Source organism: Micromonospora sp. NPDC049201 (assembly GCF_055586805.1).
Genome location: NZ_JBVJHM010000010.1, coordinates 75,013 through 91,780, shown reverse-complemented (window position 1 = coordinate 91,780; position 16,768 = coordinate 75,013). Strand labels below are relative to the sequence as shown.

The 16,768-nt window shown below is 74.1% G+C and carries 15 protein-coding genes; 10 read left to right on the top strand and 5 right to left on the bottom strand.

From position 1 onward, the window contains the following. Nucleotides 1–68: 68 nt before the first annotated feature. Complete coding sequence (locus tag ACZ6O5_RS22130; protein WP_107157547.1) at nucleotides 69–332, top strand: DUF6244 family protein; 264 nt, start codon at nucleotides 69–71, stop codon at nucleotides 330–332. Between the two features lie 16 nt (nucleotides 333–348). Here ACZ6O5_RS22130 and ACZ6O5_RS22125 read toward each other — a convergent pair whose 3' ends face one another. Continuing rightward, a complete protein-coding gene (locus tag ACZ6O5_RS22125; protein ID WP_465979721.1) occupies nucleotides 349–1,704 on the bottom strand; it encodes a pentapeptide repeat-containing protein in 1,356 nt (451 codons plus the stop codon). A 215-nt stretch (nucleotides 1,705–1,919) separates the two neighbouring features. Here ACZ6O5_RS22125 and ACZ6O5_RS22120 point away from each other — a divergent pair, with 215 nt between their 5' ends. Further along, nucleotides 1,920–2,744 carry a lipase family alpha/beta hydrolase gene (locus ACZ6O5_RS22120; protein WP_465979719.1) on the top strand — a complete coding sequence of 275 codons (825 nt, stop codon included), beginning with the start codon at nucleotides 1,920–1,922 and terminating at the stop codon, nucleotides 2,742–2,744. Between the two features lie 43 nt (nucleotides 2,745–2,787). Here ACZ6O5_RS22120 and ACZ6O5_RS22115 read toward each other — a convergent pair whose 3' ends face one another. From ACZ6O5_RS22115 to ACZ6O5_RS22100, 4 genes are all read right to left on the bottom strand, one after another. Then, on the bottom strand, nucleotides 2,788–4,368 hold the full coding sequence (locus ACZ6O5_RS22115) for a GMC family oxidoreductase (protein WP_465979717.1): 1,581 nt from the start codon (nucleotides 4,366–4,368) through the stop codon (nucleotides 2,788–2,790). A 68-nt stretch (nucleotides 4,369–4,436) separates the two neighbouring features. Next, complete coding sequence (locus ACZ6O5_RS22110; RefSeq protein ID WP_465979716.1) at nucleotides 4,437–5,303, bottom strand: aldo/keto reductase; 867 nt, start codon at nucleotides 5,301–5,303, stop codon at nucleotides 4,437–4,439. Between the two features lie 70 nt (nucleotides 5,304–5,373). Beyond that, entirely contained in the window at nucleotides 5,374–7,596 is a 2,223-nt protein-coding gene (locus tag ACZ6O5_RS22105; protein WP_465979714.1) for a SpoIIE family protein phosphatase, read from the bottom strand. A gap of 72 nt (nucleotides 7,597–7,668) precedes the next feature. Then, nucleotides 7,669–8,256: an NUDIX hydrolase gene (locus tag ACZ6O5_RS22100; protein ID WP_465979712.1), complete on the bottom strand. Its 588-nt coding sequence runs from the start codon at nucleotides 8,254–8,256 to the stop codon at nucleotides 7,669–7,671. Nucleotides 8,257–8,458: 202 nt separating this feature from the next. Here ACZ6O5_RS22100 and ACZ6O5_RS22095 point away from each other — a divergent pair, with 202 nt between their 5' ends. The 8 genes from ACZ6O5_RS22095 (at nucleotide 8,459) to trpS (ending at nucleotide 16,755) form a co-directional block, all read left to right on the top strand. Continuing rightward, complete coding sequence (locus ACZ6O5_RS22095; RefSeq protein ID WP_465979710.1) at nucleotides 8,459–9,775, top strand: aminotransferase class I/II-fold pyridoxal phosphate-dependent enzyme; 1,317 nt, start codon at nucleotides 8,459–8,461, stop codon at nucleotides 9,773–9,775. Then, nucleotides 9,772–10,638, top strand: a complete 867-nt coding sequence (locus ACZ6O5_RS22090) for an HpcH/HpaI aldolase/citrate lyase family protein (protein ID WP_465979708.1) — start codon at nucleotides 9,772–9,774, stop codon at nucleotides 10,636–10,638. The genes ACZ6O5_RS22095 and ACZ6O5_RS22090 overlap by 4 nt, the downstream gene beginning before the upstream one ends. Then, nucleotides 10,635–11,147 (top strand): MaoC family dehydratase, encoded by a 513-nt coding sequence (locus ACZ6O5_RS22085; protein WP_405090465.1) that lies wholly within the window; start codon nucleotides 10,635–10,637, stop codon nucleotides 11,145–11,147. The genes ACZ6O5_RS22090 and ACZ6O5_RS22085 overlap by 4 nt, the downstream gene beginning before the upstream one ends. Then, nucleotides 11,144–12,094 carry an ornithine cyclodeaminase family protein gene (locus ACZ6O5_RS22080; protein WP_465979706.1) on the top strand — a complete coding sequence of 317 codons (951 nt, stop codon included), beginning with the start codon at nucleotides 11,144–11,146 and terminating at the stop codon, nucleotides 12,092–12,094. The genes ACZ6O5_RS22085 and ACZ6O5_RS22080 overlap by 4 nt, the downstream gene beginning before the upstream one ends. Further along, nucleotides 12,094–13,044, top strand: coding sequence for an NAD-dependent epimerase/dehydratase family protein (locus ACZ6O5_RS22075; protein ID WP_465979704.1), 951 nt, complete (start codon nucleotides 12,094–12,096; stop codon nucleotides 13,042–13,044). Before ACZ6O5_RS22080 ends, ACZ6O5_RS22075 begins: the two co-directional genes overlap by 1 nt. Beyond that, nucleotides 13,041–13,982, top strand: coding sequence for a P-loop NTPase family protein (locus ACZ6O5_RS22070; protein WP_465979702.1), 942 nt, complete (start codon nucleotides 13,041–13,043; stop codon nucleotides 13,980–13,982). Before ACZ6O5_RS22075 ends, ACZ6O5_RS22070 begins: the two co-directional genes overlap by 4 nt. Continuing rightward, on the top strand, nucleotides 13,970–15,538 hold the full coding sequence (locus tag ACZ6O5_RS22065; protein ID WP_465979700.1) for an asparagine synthetase B family protein: 1,569 nt from the start codon (nucleotides 13,970–13,972) through the stop codon (nucleotides 15,536–15,538). Before ACZ6O5_RS22070 ends, ACZ6O5_RS22065 begins: the two co-directional genes overlap by 13 nt. A gap of 74 nt (nucleotides 15,539–15,612) precedes the next feature. Continuing rightward, the gene (gene trpS / locus ACZ6O5_RS22060; protein WP_465979698.1) at nucleotides 15,613–16,755 is read left to right on the top strand and encodes a tryptophan--tRNA ligase; all 1,143 of its coding nucleotides are present in this window, start codon (nucleotides 15,613–15,615) and stop codon (nucleotides 16,753–16,755) included. The last annotated feature ends 13 nt before the right edge of the window (nucleotides 16,756–16,768 follow it).

The window sequence follows — 16,768 nt, the reverse complement described above, 5'->3', positions numbered from 1 at the left end:
GGGCGAGGGTGGGGCGGTAGGGTTCGTGGGGTTGGGACGGGTGGGGTGAGGTGGGGAGGGGAGGGCTTGTGAGTGCGGCGGAGGTCATTGCCAGGCTGGCGGCGGCGGCGCGGAAGCTGGACGAGGCGAAGGCCCGTACGGCCGCTGCCGCGCAGGACGCGGCCGAGGCGCGGGCGCTGGTGGCCGGCGCGCTCGAAGGCGCGACGGCGGGGCCGCTGATCGGGGTGATCGACGCCTACCGGCAGGCGCTCGCCCAGGCCGCGCAGGGTGGCGAGCCGGCCCGCCAGCACGTGCAGGAGACCATCGCGAAGGTCCAGGCGCTGGGGAACTGACCGGTCGGGACGGGCGTCACGGGTCGGTCAGCAGCAGCCAGTCGTCGTCGCGGCGGGTGACGGCGGTGCCGGGCGGCCAGACGTGGCTGACCGATGTCGAGGCGCGGGCCTGGTCGACCAGTGCCCGGCGGGCCAGTGTCGCGCCCTCGAAGCGAGCCCGCCCGTGGAACACGGCCCGGCCGAAGTTGGCCGCGCCCTCGAAACGGGCGCCCTCGAACCACGCCTCCGCGCCGAACTCGGTCCAGCGGAACAACGCCATGTCGGCGAAGCGCGCCCGGTGGAAGCCGGCGTACCCGACGAACGTGGTGTGCTCCATGGACACCCCGCCGAGGAAGACCGTTTCCCGGAAGCTTGCGCTGTCGGTGAACCTGGCCCGGTCGAAGCTGATCGGCTGCCGCACCGTGGCGTCCCGGAACGAGACCGGTCCGAGGCTCGCGCCCCGGCAGGACAGCTCGCCGCCGAGGTCGGCCCGGTCGAAGCTCACCCGACCGGTGAGGCGGGCGTCGTCGAGGACGATCTCGGCGTCGCCGGTGAGGTCGTCGAGGACGACGTCGGCGAACTCGGCGGTCAGCCGCAGCCGGCCGTGCGTGACCGCGCCGGCGAAGCTGGTGGTGCCGGTGCAGACCGCGCCGGTGAGGTCGAGGTCCACGAGCGTGCAGCCGGCGGCGTCGAAGTTGTCCAGCCGGGCGCCGGTCAGGTCCAGCGCGATGCCCGGCCACCAGCCGTCCTGGTCCGCGCGCAGGTGCCGGGTGAGCATCCGTTGCGCGGTCCGCCGCACCTCGGTCTCGCGCCTGTCGTCGGGCGCCGGCATCCGCAGGTACGCGCAGAGCACCGCCACGGTTGTCGGGCGCTGCGCCGGGTTGTCCTGACCGAGCCGTTCCAGGGCGTGCAGGCCGCCGAGGCGGACCGCCGGGTGGTCGCTGCCGATCAACTCGATGGCCCGGACGTACAGCTCGGTGAGCCGCCGTTCGGCGGCGTCGTGCTCGGCGGCGGCGGCCTGCCGGTCCTGGTGCTGGGCGGCGGTCTCGGCGACCACTTCGGCGTGCGCCTGCACCCGGTCGCGGTGCGTCTGGTCACGGGCGGCGACCGCCTCCTGGTGCCGCTGGCCGCGTTCGCTGATCCACTGTCGACGGGCGGCGAACAGCAGCGCCACCCCGCCACCGGTGCCGGCGACCACGGTGAGGCCGGTGCGGATGGCGTCGACGCGCAGCGTGGCCCGGGTGTCGGGTTGGCCGGCCCGGTCGGCCTCGGCGAGCAGCCAGTCCAGCACCAGCCAGCCGAGCAGCACGGCCAGCAGCAGCCCGAGCAGCGCCGACCACCAGGGCATCACCCTCAGCGGCTTCTCCGGTGGCGGCGGTGGTGGGGTGGACACGGCGCCCAGCATGCCATCGCGGCCCCGGCTGGTGGGGGGCGCCTGGGCCGTCCCGAATGCCGGTTCGTGCGCCAGGTGGAACAACTGGTTACCGGCGCGTAACTTTCCATTGACGTGTGTGAAATCAGACACGCATCATCGTTCCCACGATCGATCGGACCCCACCCGCCCCGCCCGGTTCCCGCCGGGTGCCCCTCCCATCGGAGGTGCAGCCCATGCTGCTCCGAACGATCCTGGCCGCCACCGTCACCGCCACCGCGCTGCTCGTCCCGGCCACCGCCGCCCACGCCGCCGCGCCACCCGCCGCGCCGAGCCCGGCCACCGAAGCCGCCGCCGCTCCCGCCAGCACCGTCACCGCCGCCGAGCGGGCCGCCGCCGCGGCGGCCGACCCGGTGATCGTGGTCGGCGGCCTGATCGGCGTCTCCATCGCGTACGAGCCGATCGCCGCCCGGCTGCGCGCCGACGGCTACCGGGTCTCCATCTACCAGCTACCGAACCTCGGCTTCGGCGACATCCGCGAGTCCGCCCGGGCCCTGTCGTCCTACGTGGACCAGGTCCGCGCCGCCACCGGCGCGAGCCGGGTGGACCTGGTCACCCACTCCGAGGGTGGGCTGGTGAGCCGCTGGTACGTCAAGTTCCTCGGCGGCGCCGCCGCGGTCGACCAGTACGTCAGCCTCGGCAGCCCGCAGTACGGCACGTACGTCGCCAACATCCTCGCCGTCGTCGGGCTGGGCAGTTGCGCCGGCATCGTGGCCTGCCAGCAGATGACCATCGGGTCGAGCTTCCTCGCCGACCTGAACTCCGGCGACGACACCCCGGGACCGGTCCGCTGGACCACGCTGCGCACCTGGCAGGACGAGCTGGTGCGTCCGGTCGACAACGCGGTGCTCGCCGACGGCGCGACGAACGTGCTGGTGCAGGCGTGGTGCCCGCTGCGGGTGGTCGGCCACCTCGGTCTGGTGCTCGACGGCACCACCTACACGGCGGTGCGGCAGGCGCTGGCCGGCGTCGCGATCCGGCCCAACTGTTTCGCGGTCTGAGCCGACCCGGGCCCGCCCCCGGGTGGGCCCGGCCCGACCGCGCTCACTCCCGGATCAGGTCGGCGGCCCGCCAGGCCAACGCCGTCACCGGCGCGCTGGTCCAGCCCGCCACCATCGCCGGCAGCACCGACGCGTCCACCACCCGCAGCCCGTCGACGCCGCGGACCCGCAGCTCGGGGTCGACCACGTGATCGTCGTCCCCGCCCATGGCGCAGGTGCCGACCGCGTGATAGCCGCAGTACCCGTGCGCCACCGCCGCCTCGACGATCTCCTCGTCGGTCCGCGTCGTCAGGCCGGGCACGGTCTCGACCTGGAGCCGCTTGGCGATCGGCCCGCCGGCGAAGAACTCCCGCATCCGGCGGAACAGGTCCACCGCCGTCCGTCGGTCCGGTTCGGTGGTCAGGTAGTTCGCCACGATCGCCGGCGGGACGCGCGGATCGGCGTCGGTGACGGTGAGGCTGCCCTCGCTGTCCGGCCGGGTCACCGTGCCCAGGCACATCACGCCCGGCTCCCGTTCCAGCTCCAGCGCCCGGCCGGGGCGGGGCGGGGCGGCCGAGAACGGCGCCATCAGCAGGTGGCCGTCCGGACGGTCCAGATCGGGCCGGGACTTCACGTGCGCCGCGACGTCGAGCACCGGCAGCGCCAGCGGCCCGCCCCGGGTGAGCAGCCAGCGCAGCGTCGCGCCGGCCTGCCCGAGCGGGCTCGCGAGCCGGGCGTTGTAGCCGCCCGGCTCGGCGAGCCGGTACTGCAACGCGATCGACCGGTGCTCCCGCAGGCCGGCGCCCACCCGGGAGCGGTCGAGCAGCACCGGCACGCCGGCGGCGCGCAGCGTGTCGGCCGGCCCGATGCCGGAGACCTGCAACAACGCCGGGGTGGCCAGCGCGCCGGCGGCGAGGACCACCTCACCGGCCGCCCGGTGCTCGACCTCCCGGCCCCGGTGCGCCACCCGTACGCCGACCGCCCGGCCGCCCTCGACAAGCACGCGCAGCACCACGGCGTCGACCACGACGGTCAGGTTGGGGCGGCGCCGCGCCGGGTGCAGGAACGCGTCGGCGGCGCTGACCCGACGGCCGCCGTGGATGGTCGCGGTCGGGTAGCCGATCCGTTCGTCGTCGTCGGCGTCGAGGTCGTCCACCCGACGCCAGCCCAGCTCGACGCCGGTCGCCACCATCTCCTCGGCGAGCGGGTCGGTGCCGGTGGCGACGGAGAGCCGCACCGGCCCGCCGACGCCCCGGTGCGGCGCCGGCCCCAGCGGATGGTCCTCCAGCCGCTGGAACACCTGCCGCATCGTCGACCAGCCCCAGCCCAGCGGTGCCAGCGTGTCCCAGTCCCGGGCCGCGCCGCGGCTCCAGATCATGCCGTTGACCGACGTCGAGCCGCCGATCATCCGGCCGCGCTGCCACGTCTCCCGCCGGCCCGGCCCGGTGGCCGCCGGATAGTGCCAGGCGGTACGCGGGTCGTCCATCAGCCGGGAGAACGCCTTCGGCACCCGCACGAACGGGCTACGGTCCCAGCCGCCCGCCTCGACCAGCAGCACCCGGGTGCCCGGGTCCTCGGTCAGCCGGTCGGCCAGCACACACCCGGCCGCGCCGGCGCCGACCACGACGTAATCGAATTCCACCACTGAGGACCCCTACTCGCGAGAATCCTTCTGACAGTAGTTTCTCGATCACGGATGGCAAGTGTCGGGTTTCAGGCCGCCTTCGCCAGCGCCTCGTACTCGTCGTCGGTCAGCTCCACCTCGGCCGCCGCGATGTTCTCCTCCAGGTGCGCCACCGACGACGTACCCGGGATCGGCAGCATCACCGGCGACCGGCGCAACAGCCACGCCAGGGCGAGCTGCGCGGGGCTGGCGCCGTGCCCGGTCGAGATCGCGTCCAACGGACCGCCCGGCCGGGCCAGGTTGCCGGTGGCGATCGGGAACCAGGGGATGAACGCCAGGTCGTTGCGCTCGCAGTGGGTCAGCACGTCCTCGGCGCTGCGGTCGGCCAGGTTGTAGAGGTTCTGCACGGACACGATCGGGGTGATCGCCCGCGCCGCCTCGATCTGGTCCACCGTCACCTCGGAGAGCCCGATGTGCCGGATCTTGCCCTCCTGCTTGAGCAGCGCCAGCTCACCGAGCTGGTCCTCCAGCGGCACCTGCGCGTCGATCCGGTGCAGCTGGTAGAGCGGGATCGACTCCAGGCCCAGGTGGCGCAGGCTCAGCTCGCACTGCTGGCGCAGGTACTCCGGGCGCCCCACCGGCCGCCAGTCGCCCGGGCCGGAACGGGTCAGTCCGGCCTTGGTGGCGATCACCAGGTCGTCGGCGTACGGGTGCAACGCCTCCCGGATCAGCAGCTCGCTCACGAACGGCCCGTACGAGTCGGCGGTGTCGACGAACGTCACCCCCAGCTCGTACGCGCGGCGCAGCACCCGCACCGCCTCCGCCGGGTCCTTCGGGTCGCCCCAGACGCCCGGGCCGGTGAGCTGCATCGCCCCGTAGCCGAGGCGGTCGACCCGCAGGTCACCGCCGATCCGGTAGCTGCCCGACGCCTTGGCGGGCTGGTTGCTGGTGGCCATCATGGTCCTCCTGAGGTGGGTGGTCCGCCGACCCGAGGATCATTCCCCGAACCGGGCCGCCGAAGCCTGCTCAACCGAGGTGTCGCAGCACCACCAGCGCCTGGTCGTCCTCCGAGCCGGCCAGGTCGTGCAGGAGCGCGTCCGCGATCGCCTCCACCGGCTCGTCCCGCACCGCGGTCAGCGACCGGTGCAGCGCCGCGACGCCCTCGTCGTACGGCCGGCCGCGCCGCTCCACCAGCCCGTCGGTGTACGCGACCAGCACGTCCCCGGGACGGAACGCGACAGTGGTGATCGTCATCGGCCGGTCGACCATGCCCAGCGGCATCGCGTTGGCGGTCTGCACGGTGCGCGGCGGCCGCCCGGCCGGCAGCACCACCGGGTGCGGGTGCCCGGCCCGGGCCACGTGCGCCACGCGGGCCACCGGATCGACCACCACGACCAGGCAGGTGCCCAGGAACCCGACGCCGAGCAGCTCGGTGAGCCGGAGGAACACCTCCTCCAGCGGCACGCCCATCCGGATCAGCGTGTTCAGCACGGTACGTAGCTGGGCCATGTCGGCGGCGGCCTCGACCTGGTGCCCGACCACGTCACCGACCACCACGGCGAGCCGGTCGCCGTCCTGCCGGACCAGGTCGTACCAGTCGCCGCCGAGGTGCAGGCCGCTCATCGCCGGCCGGTAGCGGGTGGCCACCTCCAGGCCCTTCGGCGTGGTCAGCGAGGAACTGCGCAGCCGGCCGGCCAGCCGGGTCACCAGGCTGTGCTCGGCGGCGGCCAACCGGACCCGCTCCAGCGTCTGCTCACACAGGTCGGCGATGGTGTCCAGCAGCGCCAGGTCGCTGTCCCGCAGCGGGCGCTCCCGCCGCCAGCCGAAGCCCAGCGCGGCGATCGGGCGGCGGTCCGCGTCGAACAGCGGCAGCGCCACGGTGGTCACCATGCCGTGCCGGCCGACCGCGTCGGGCAGGCCGGGGAACCGGGAGGCGAAGTCGGCGCGGTCACGCAGCACGATGCGTTCCCCGTGGCGCAGCGCGCGGACGATCGGGCGCGGGTCGTCGACGGTCAGGTCGCGGAACGTGGCGGCCAGCTCGCCCGGCACGTCGTCGTGGTACCAGAGCCGGACCCGGCGGCCCTCGTCCCGCATGGCCAGGCCGGGCAGCTCCGCGCCGAACGCGGTGGTGGCGGCGTCCAGGATCACCGCGATCGCCTCGGTGGTGGACCGGGTGATGCTCAACCGGGCCGCGAACCCGGCCATCGCCTGCGCCGACCCGGTCAGCTCGGCCCGTTGCAGCGCCTGACTGCACAGCGCGGCCACCGCGTCGAGGAGACTGTGCAGCGCCTCGTCGTCGGCGACCGGGGCGGCCCAGCGCACCTCCAGCACGCCGAGCGCGCCGCCGTCGCCGTCCCGCAACGGCAGGCAGACCCCGGTGGCCCGGTTGTCGCCCAGCGGCAGCGCCGCGTTCTCGCGTACCGCCCGGGCCAGCGGGACGTCGGCGTCGACCGGCAGCCGCTCGGGCGACGCGCCGGCGCCGGCCACGTCGAGCATGGTTCGGCCGGGCAGGGCGATCGCCACCCGCAGCGTGGTGGCGTCCACCACGGCCGGGGCCACCGTGGTCACCACCTCGACGATGGCGTCCCGGCCCCGGGCCGAGCTGAGCGCGCCGGCCAGCCGGGCGAGCGCCTCGGCCCGCCGCAGCGCCTGCTCCGACCGGACGCGGAACAGCCGCAGCTCGGCGCGGGCGGCCGCCAGTTCGGCGCGGGCGGCGTCGAGTTCGGCGCGGGCGGCGTCCGGGTCGGCGGGGTCGGCGGGGTCGGTGGAGCGCGGGGCGGCGCACTCGGTGCCGACGGTGAGGGCACCCGCCGGCCGGCCCGACTCGCCCGTCACCGGCGTGTGGGCGAAGGTGAACCAGCGGTCCGCCCCGCCGTGGTGCGCGTGCCGCACCGGCACGTCCCGGCTCTCGGCCGCGCCCTCGCCGGCGCGCACGCCGGCGAGCAGGAGAGCGAACGCGCCCGCGTCGCCCGGCCACACCTCGTCGACCGGCCCGCCGGGCGCGGCGCCCGGACCGAGCAACCGGCGGTACGCGTCGTTGGGCAGCGGGGTGCCGCCCCACCAGAGCACGGCCGGGGCGGGAAGGTGCAGGCAGAGCGCCAGCGCGGTACGCAGGCTCTGCGGCCACCCCGCGATCGGGCCGAGCGGGGTTCCCGTCCAGTCACGCTCCGTGATCGCCCTGCCCGCGTCCCCGCCGGTGGTGTCGAGGACGTCCGGCCACCGGGCGTCGTCGGGTCCGGTGCTGCTCACCCGGAACCTCCGCTCGGGCGTGGACATCGGCAGTACCCGAAACGTACCAGCGGCCCGCCCTGGCGGCGATCGTCACGCCGTCGGGTCGGGGCCCCGTCCACGGGCGAGCGCGTCCACCGCGGCGAGATCCCCGGCCGGCGCGTCCGCCAGCGCCAGGTCGTGCAGGAACCGCACCCACACCGGCTCGATGCCCGGCGCGTCGGCGAACAGTTCCGCGGTGACGTGTCCGCTCGCGTACGCCACCGTGCGCCGGACGAGGTCCTGTACCTCGTCCGGGGTGTGCCAGCGGACCTCGCGGGCCGCCGCCGGATCCGGCCGGACGGTTCCGGCGACCACCGCCCGGTAGAGGAACCAGTGGTGGCCCGTGCCCCGCGGGCCGGCCGGCCGGCGGCAGGCGTTGGGTCGCCAACCCTCCGCCACGAGGTCCAGCGTCCGGACGGTCAGGCCCACCTCCTCGGCGACCTCCTGGCGGGCCGCGTCGGCCGGGGTGCCGTGGTCGTCCACGTGACCGGCGACCGGGGCCACTCCCACCGGCGGGGTGGCCCGGCGCAGCAGCAACAGCCGCCCGGCCGGATCGGCGATCAGCACGCCGACGCTCGTGTTGTCGCAGCGGCGCGGTGGGCCGGCGACCGGCGGCGGGTCCCCCCGGTGATTCGTCATCTCTTATCCGATCTACTGTCGCAAGTCAATGCTTGCGCGCGATTCAATTCCGTATACGCTGGCACCGGCTTTATGATAATTGCATCCCGAGTGCTTCCCACGTGGTGACGGCACTGTTGAATTCGTACCCCTATATCCGACCCTTATCGCGTGCGTCGCGACCCCTATTTTCGTACGCGGCAACCCCTGAAGGAGTGGGAGCATGAGCGGTCCGTCGGTCGCGGAGCCTGCCGCGAAAACAGTGCCGGACGATTCCGGCACGGCCGGCCTCGAAGGTCCCCACCGTTTCCGCGACACCGCGAAGATGATGCGTCTGTCGCAGGGCAACTGGCGCGAGGCGGAGAGCGGGGGTCTGATCAACCTGCACCTCGACTGCCGGCCCGACGGCACCCTGCACGACCCGGAGACGGGCCGCTCGTTCCTCAACCTCAGCTCCTACTCCTACCTCGGGCTGAACACGCACCCCGCGGTGGTGCAGGGGGCGATCGACGCCCTGACCGCCCAGGGTTGCGTCGGCCTCGGCATCACGCCCACCCGGATGCGGCCGTCGGTGCTGCGGCAGGCCCAGGACCAGCTCTCCGAGATCTGGCGGGCGCAGTGTCTGCTGGCGATCTCGTGCAGCGTGGCGACCGCCGGACTGCTCCCGTTGGTGTCCTCGGGGCATCTCATCGACGGCCGCCCCCGGGTCACCGTGTTCGACAAGCGCAGCCACTTCTGCATGGACTACGTGAAGCCGATCTGCGCCGACGAGGCGCCCGTGCTGGTGGCCCCGCACAACGACCTCGACTTCGTCGAGGACGCGTGCAAGAAGTACGGACGGGTGGCCTACGTCGCCGACGGAGCCTATTCCATGGGCGGCCTGGCGGATCTCGACGGCCTGTTGCAGCTCCAGGACCGGTACGGCCTTTTTCTGTGGATGGACGATTCGCACGCCATTTCCGTCATGGGTGACCGGGGAGAGGGCTACATCCGGTCGGCGGTGGACCGGCTCAACGACCTGACCCTCGTCACCGGGTCGCTGGAGAAGGGCTTCGGGTGTTCCGGCGGCGTGGTGATGCTCCCGGACTCCGTCGACCCCGCCCTGGTCAACACGTTCGCCGGGCCGATGTGTTGGTCGCAGTCCCCGAGCGTCGCCAACATGGGCAGCGTCCTGGCCGCCGCCCGGCTGCACGCCGGCCCGGAGCTGAACGTCCTGCAGACCCGGCTGCGCGCCAACCTCGACTACTTCGACTCACGGGTGCCCAGCGAGTCCGCCGGCAGCATCCTGCCGGTGCGGGCGCTCCCGGTGGGCGACCGCGACCTGGCCGTGGACCTGTCCCGCAGGCTGCTGGCCGAGGGTTTCTACTGCGCGCCGGTCTACTTCCCGGTGACCTCCCGGGGCCGCGAGGGACTACGCGTCATGATGCGGGCCAACCTCCGCGAGGACGACCTGCGCCGCTTCGTCGACCTGCTCGTCGACTGGGTGGTGCCCCATTTGGTGGGGGCCGACGGCGCGGTGGCCGCCGGGGACCCGAGATGACCCTCGTCGAGGGCGTGCCCCGCAGCCGGTCCCGCGGGATCTGTCGCTGCCTGCTCGTCACGCCGGCCACCCGGATGGAACGGTTCCTCGGCAGCGCCGCGGGAGCCGCCGACATCAACCTGCTCGACCTGGAGGACTCCGTGCCGGCGGACGCCAAGCACGGCGCGCGGCAGGCGGTGGCCATGCTCGACCCGGCCGAGGTGCCGGCCGGCTACAGCCTGCGGGTCAACCCGCTCCGCTCCCCGGAGGGCGTACGCGACCTGCACATGGTGCTCGACGCCCGGACCGCCCCGGACATGATCGTGCTGCCGAAGGTGGAGTCGCCGCACGACGTCGAACTCGTCGACGAGGTCCTGGCCGGCGCGGGGATCGACACCGTGCTGTGGGCGATCCTGGAGACCGCGGCCGGGCTGGAGAACGCGATGGCCGTCGCCCGGTCCCGTCCCCGCCTCGTGGCGTTGACCTTCGGCGCGGCCGACTTCTGCGCCGACACCGGCACCGCCATGGAGTGGGAGCCACTGCTGATGGCCCGGTCCCGGGTCGCGCTGGCCGCGCGCTCGGCGGGGATCGAGGCGGTGGACGGGCCGACGTTCGACCTCGACGACGCCGTCGCGCTCGAGTCCGACGCCCGTCGCGCCGCCGGCCTCGGCTACACCGGCAAGGTGGCCGTGCACCCCGGGCAGGTCGACGCCATCAACGAGGTGTTCACGCCCAGCGCGGCCGACGTCCACCGGGCCGACCGGATCGTGGGGGAGTTCCGCCGCACCGGGGCGAGCATCATCACCATGGACGGCCGGATGCTCGGGCCGCCGTTCCTGCGTCAGGCCGAGAGCACGCTCGCGCGGGCGGGGCGGTCGCGGTGAGGCCGCCGCGCGCCTTCACCGAGGTCTCGCCGGGGCGGTACCGCGAGTCCCGGGGCCTCTACTACGACGAGTTCGACGTCGGTGACGTCATCGAGCACCGACCCGGCCGGACCGTCACCGACGCCGACAACATCTGGATGTCGCTGCTCAGCCTCAACGCCCACCCCCTGCACATCGACGCCGCCTACGCCGAGCAGACCGAGTTCGGCCGTCCCGTCGTGTCGAGCCTGGTGACGCTCGCCATCGTCGGTGGGATGAGCACCAACGGCACCAGCGCGCGGGCGGTGGCCAACCTCGGCTGGGAGGAGATCCGCCTGACCACGCCGGTCTTCGTCGGCGACACCCTCACCGCCGAGTCCGAGGTGGTGGCCAAGCGCCTCTCCCGGTCCCGCCCCGGCACCGGTGTCGTGACGTTCCGGACCCGCGGTCTCAAGTCCGACGGCACCCCGGTCATGACCTTCACCCGCAGCGCGCTGATCCCGTGCGCCGACGGGAGCGGCGCGGCGTGAGCGGGGAGACCGGTCTCGTCCCGTTGGTGCTCGACCGCGACGCGGTCACCGACGCGGCCGACCTGCCCGCGCTGGTCGAGGAGCTGCGCCAGGGGTACGCCGAGGGCCGGCGCGCCGCCGCGCGTACGCCGCTGCGAACCACGGTGACCACCGCGGACCCGCCGGCGATGTTCGGCGTCATGCCCTCGGTCAGTGCCCGGGACGGTCTCTTCGTCACGAAGCTGGCCGCGCTGGTGCCGGACCGGCCGGCGGGGGAGCCCGCGATCCACGCGCTCTCGGTGGTGATGTCGACCCGGACCGGGCGACCGCTGGCGGTGCTGGACGGTGCGGCCGTGACCGACCTGCGGTGCGCCGCGGTCACCGCGCTGGTGACCGACGTCTGCACCCCCTCCCGGCCGCTGCACGTCGGCCTGATCGGCAGCGGGGTGCTGGCCCGGCAGCAACTGCGGGGGACGATCGCGGTACGGCCGATCGCGTCGGTCCGGGTCGCCAGCCGCCGCGCGGAAAACGCCGAGGCGTTCGCCAGGTGGGCGGTCGGCCTGGTCGGCCCGGGGTGCCCGGTCGAGGTCGCCGACGGGCCGGACGACGTGCTCGTCGGGCGCGACGTGATCTGCACCGCGACCGGCTCGGCCGAGCCGCTTGTCACCCGGCTGCCGGCCGGGCCGGTGCACGTCAACTGCATGGGCGCGCACGCGGCGGACCGCCGGGAGGTCGCCGCCGACCTGCTGCGGGAGCACCTGGTCCTGGTGGAGGATCTCGACCTGGCCCTGGCCGAGGCGGGCCCGGCGCACCGGGACGCGACGGATCTCGGCACGCTGCTCGCCGACGTCCCGGCCGACCTGGCGTCCCGCACGACCGTCTTCAGCTCGACCGGCGACCCGTGGGCCGACCTGGTGACCGCCGGGCACGTGCTGCGCCTCGCCCGCGACCGCGTGGCGGTCGGCTGATGCGCGTCCTGGTGACCGGCGCCGCGGGCCGGCTGGGTGGGGCCTGCGTCGCGGCCCTGGCCGACGCCGGGCACGACGTCCGCGCCCTGAAGCACCGGCGTCCGGTGCCGTCGGCCCCGGGCCGGCGGGTCGAGGTGCGGCAGGGCACGCCGGCGGATCCGGCGACGGCGGCGGACCTCACCCGGGACGTCGACGCGGTGGTGCACTGCGCCTTCCGGTTCGCCCCGCACCCGCCGGCCGACTACCGGCGGGACAACCTGGACGCCGCGCTGCGGCTGATGGAGCACGGACACGCGAACGGGGTCCGGACCTTCGTGCAGGTGTCCAGCGTGATGGTGTACGGGCTGGACCCGGGCGTCGGCACGGATCCGCTGCCCGAGACGCGGTCACCGGCCGACGCCGCCGAGGTGCTGGACCCGTACCCGGCGATGAAGATCGAACTGGAGCGCCGGCTGCGCGAGTCGTCGGAACGGCTCGGCGTGAACCTGGTGGTGGTGCGCCCGGGGATCCTCTTCGACGACCGCACCCCGCCGGTCGTCCGTACCGTCGGCCGGGTCGGCCTGCTGGTCGGCGCCGGCCGCAACCACCTGCCGTTCGTCCACACGGCGGACGTCGCCGACCTGGTCCGGCGGGCGGTGGAGGACGGTCGCCCGGCGGTGTACCACGCCGCGCCGGTCCGACCGGCGCCGGCGCTGCCGTTCGCCCGCGCCTGGTGCCGCCGGCACGCGCCCGGCCTGCGGGTGCTGCCCGTGCCACGGCCGGCCTACGCGGCGCTGGGTCTGCTGACCTGGTCCGCCGCCCGGGCCCGGGGCCGGCCCGCCCGGTGGCCCAACCTCCGCTACGGGATCCGTCGCGCCACCCGCGACCTGCGGTACGACGTGACCCGGGCCCGCGCGCTCGGCTGGGTCGACACGCACACCCGGACCGTCCAGGAAGGAACCGACCGATGACCGGCACCTGGCCGTTGAGCGAACCGACCCCGGTCACCGACCGGCTGGACGAGGCGTTCCGGCACGTCGACTTCGCCGGCTGCCAGGTGTTCGTCCTGCTGGGCCATCCGCGTTCGGACATCGGCAAGGGTCAACTGGTGGCGCGGCTGGCCGCGATCGCCCCCGGCCCGGCGACGGTGGTCAAGTTCGACGGCATCCTCAACACCAACGAGCGCGGCAACCACCCCTCGCCGAACGACGACCTGGCCACCTACCGGCGGTTCCTGCCGGACACCGTGATGGGCTGGCCGAACCAGATCCTCGGCGGCGACGTCCTGCTCTCGTTCCTGCGCGAGTTCGGCGGCACCGACTGGGAACATCTCAGCTTCGTACCGCACCTCAGCCGGTACTTCCTGCTCACCCTGCACCGGGCCTGGGTCGACGCGGGTCGTCCGGAGCACCTGTTCGTGGAGCTCGGTGGCACGGTCTTCGACCAGGAGCTGACCACGTACGCGCTGCCGGCGCTGTCCATGCTGGGCACGCCGGCCAACGCCCGGGTGACCACCGCGCTCCTCTCCGAGCTGCCGGGCGGGTTCGTGGAGCCGAAGACGCGGTCGCTCCAGGACTGCCTGACCGGCAGCCTCCGCTTCGGCCTCCTCTACGACGTGCTCTTCCTGCGCGTGCCGGAGCGGGATCCGGGGGACGACGAACTGGCTGCGCTGGAGGCGGCCGTCTCGGCGAAGCTGCGGCGGCACCTGGTCCACCGGCCCACACCGCCCCGGCTGGTGGTCGTCCCGACCTTCGAGGGGCCGGCCCTGGACGGGTACCTCGACTACCTGCACCGCCGGCGACACCTCGTCGCCGACCTCGGCCGGCCGGCGGCCGGCGTGACCATCACCGGCGGGTCGGGGCGCCGGTCGGAGGAGACGAGAGAGGGAACCGTCCCATGTGCGGGATAGCTGCCGCCTTCCCCGCCGACCGGGCCGCCGTGGAGGCGGCCCTGGCCGGCATGCGCCACCGCGGCCCGGACGCGACGGCCGTGCTCGACGACCCGCGGTTCACCCTCGGGGTGGTCCGGCTCGCCATCACCGACGTCGCGCACGGGGACCAGCCGCTGCGCTCGCCCGGCGGGCGGGCCTGGGTGGCGTTCAACGGCGCCGTCTACAACCATCGCCGGGTCCTCGACGAGCTGGGGGTGCGCCCACCGTCGGGCAACGACGGCCACGTCGTGGGCGTCCTCTACGAGAAGTACGGGCTGCGCTTCGCCGACCACCTGGAGGGCATGTACGCGGTCTGCCTCTACGACGTGGAGCAGGACGTCCTGGTGGTGGCAGTGGACGGCATCGGGATCAAGCCGCTGTACGTGGCGCGTGGGGGCGGGTCCACGTTCGTCAGCAGCACCCCGGAGACCATTCCGGCCGAGCTGCGACCGTTCGCCTGCCGGGTGGCCCCGGGGACCGTGTGGTCCTCGCGCGGGGAGGTCGTCGCCATCGAGCCCCGCCCGCGCGAGGGGACGCTGCGGGACCTGGTGGTGACCGCCGTACGGGAGCAGATCCCGACCGAGGTGCGGTGGGGCTGCATGCTCAGCGGCGGCCTGGACAGCTCGCTGCTGACCGCGATCGCCGCGCGGGAGGCCGGCCGGGTCAGCACCTTCACCGCCGGCATCGAGGGCAGCCCCGACCTCGACGCGGCGCGGGAGGTGGCGGAGCACCTGGGCGCCGACCACCATGAGGTGATCTTCGACGAGACGGAGATCCCCGACCTGCTCGACGCCGTCGTCACGCACACGGTCAGCCCGGACGTCTTCACCGTGCTCGGCGGCGTCGGCACCTGGCTCACCGCCCGCCTGGCCCACGCCGCCGGGGTCAAGGTGCTGCTCTCCGGCGAGGGTGCGGACGAGCTGTTCGGCGGCTACGGCTTCTACGCCGACCTGCCACCGGCCATGGTCGAGCCGTGGATGCGGTTCGAGCAGCAGGACCTGGGCGCGCGGGAGTGCCTGCGGCTGGACCGCTGCGCCATGGCGCACCACGTCGAGGCGCGGGTGCCGTACCTCGACTCGGCGGTGATCGCCCACGCGCGGGCCCTGCCGCCGGACCGCAAGATCGACCATTCGGTGCGGCCGGTGCGGCAGAAGGTCGCGCTCCGGGAGGTCGCGGAGGAGTTCCTCCCGTCCCACCTGGCGCACCGGGTCAAGATGCCGTTCCCCGACGGCGCCGGGTACCTGCACGCCGTCGGGCGCTTCGCGGCCGGCCGGATCACCGGCGCGGACCTGGCCGAGCTGTTCGAGCAGCCGGAGGCCGCCGCCTTCCTCCAGGCCGCGCCGGAGATGCAGGGGTACGGCCTGCGCACCGCCGCCTACCTGTGGCAGCGCTGGAGCGAGCGCTTTCCCGACCTGAGCGCCGACTACCGGGGTCTGGTCCGTCGAGGACTGCTCCGGCGCACCCTGCGCCACGGCGCCTACACCCGGGCGGACTTCCTCGCGGCGCTCGGGTCGTCCGGTCCGGCGGTCGACTGAACACCTACAATTCCCGGTACGAAAGGGACGGACGGCGCGCCCGGCCGTCGGTGACGAGAGAGGCTTGCCGTTTCATGCACGCTGCGCAGGACAGCTCGCTGATGGACCCACCGGCCGCGGCGGGTTCGGACGATCCGGCCGACGGCGGGTCGGACAACGCCTCCCTCGCGGCAGCCCGTAAGCGGTCGCTGGCGATCGAGCAGGAGTTGCGCGAGGACCCGTCCCGATTCCGGGTGCTGACCGGCGACCGGCCCACCGGCCGGCTGCACGTCGGTCACCTGTTCGGCTCGCTCGAGAACCGGGTGCGGTTGCAGGACGCGGGGGTGGAGACGTTCGTCATCATCGCCGACTACCAGGTCATCACCGACCGGGACGCGGTCGGCCCGGTGGGGGAGCGGGTCCTGTCGCTGGTCACCGACTACCTGGCGGTGGGGCTCGACCCGCGCCGCTGCACCATCTTCACCCACTCCGCCGTGCCGGCGCTCAACCAGTTGATGCTGCCGTTCCTCGCCCTGGTCACCGACGCCGAGCTGCGCCGCAACCCCACGGTGAAGGCGGAGCTCGCGGCGACGAACGGCCGGCCCATGTCCGGGCTGATGCTGACCTACCCGGTGCACCAGGCCGCCGACATCCTGTTCTGCAAGGCCAACCTGGTGCCGGTGGGCAAGGACCAGTTGCCGCACGTCGAGCAGACCCGGGTGGTGGCCCGCCGGTTCGACGAGATCTACGGCCGGGCCGACAAGCGGCACGCCGTGTTCCCCCGCCCGGACGCCCTGCTCTCCGAGGCGGTGAGCATCCTCGGCGTGGACGGGCAGAAGATGAGCAAGTCCCGGGGCAACGCGATCGAGCTGGCGATGAGCGCCGACGTCACGGCCAAGCTGATCCGCCGGGCCGTCACGGACAGCGAGCGGACGATCACCTGGGAGCCGCAACGCCGCCCCGAGGTGGCCAACCTGCTGCTGCTCGCCGCGCTCAGCAGCGGCCGGTCGCCGGAGGTCATCGCCGACGAACTGGCCGGCGCCGGTGCCGCGGGGCTGAAGGCCGTGGTCACCGAGGCGGTCAACGAACGGCTCGCCCCGATCCGCAGCCGGCGCGCGGAGCTGGCCGCCGACGAGGGCTACCTGCGGTCGATCCTGGCCGAGGGCAACCGTCGGGCGAACGAGGTCGGCGACGCCACGCTGGCCGAGGTCCGCGACGCCATGGGGATGGTCTACTGAGCCCTCGGGGAGG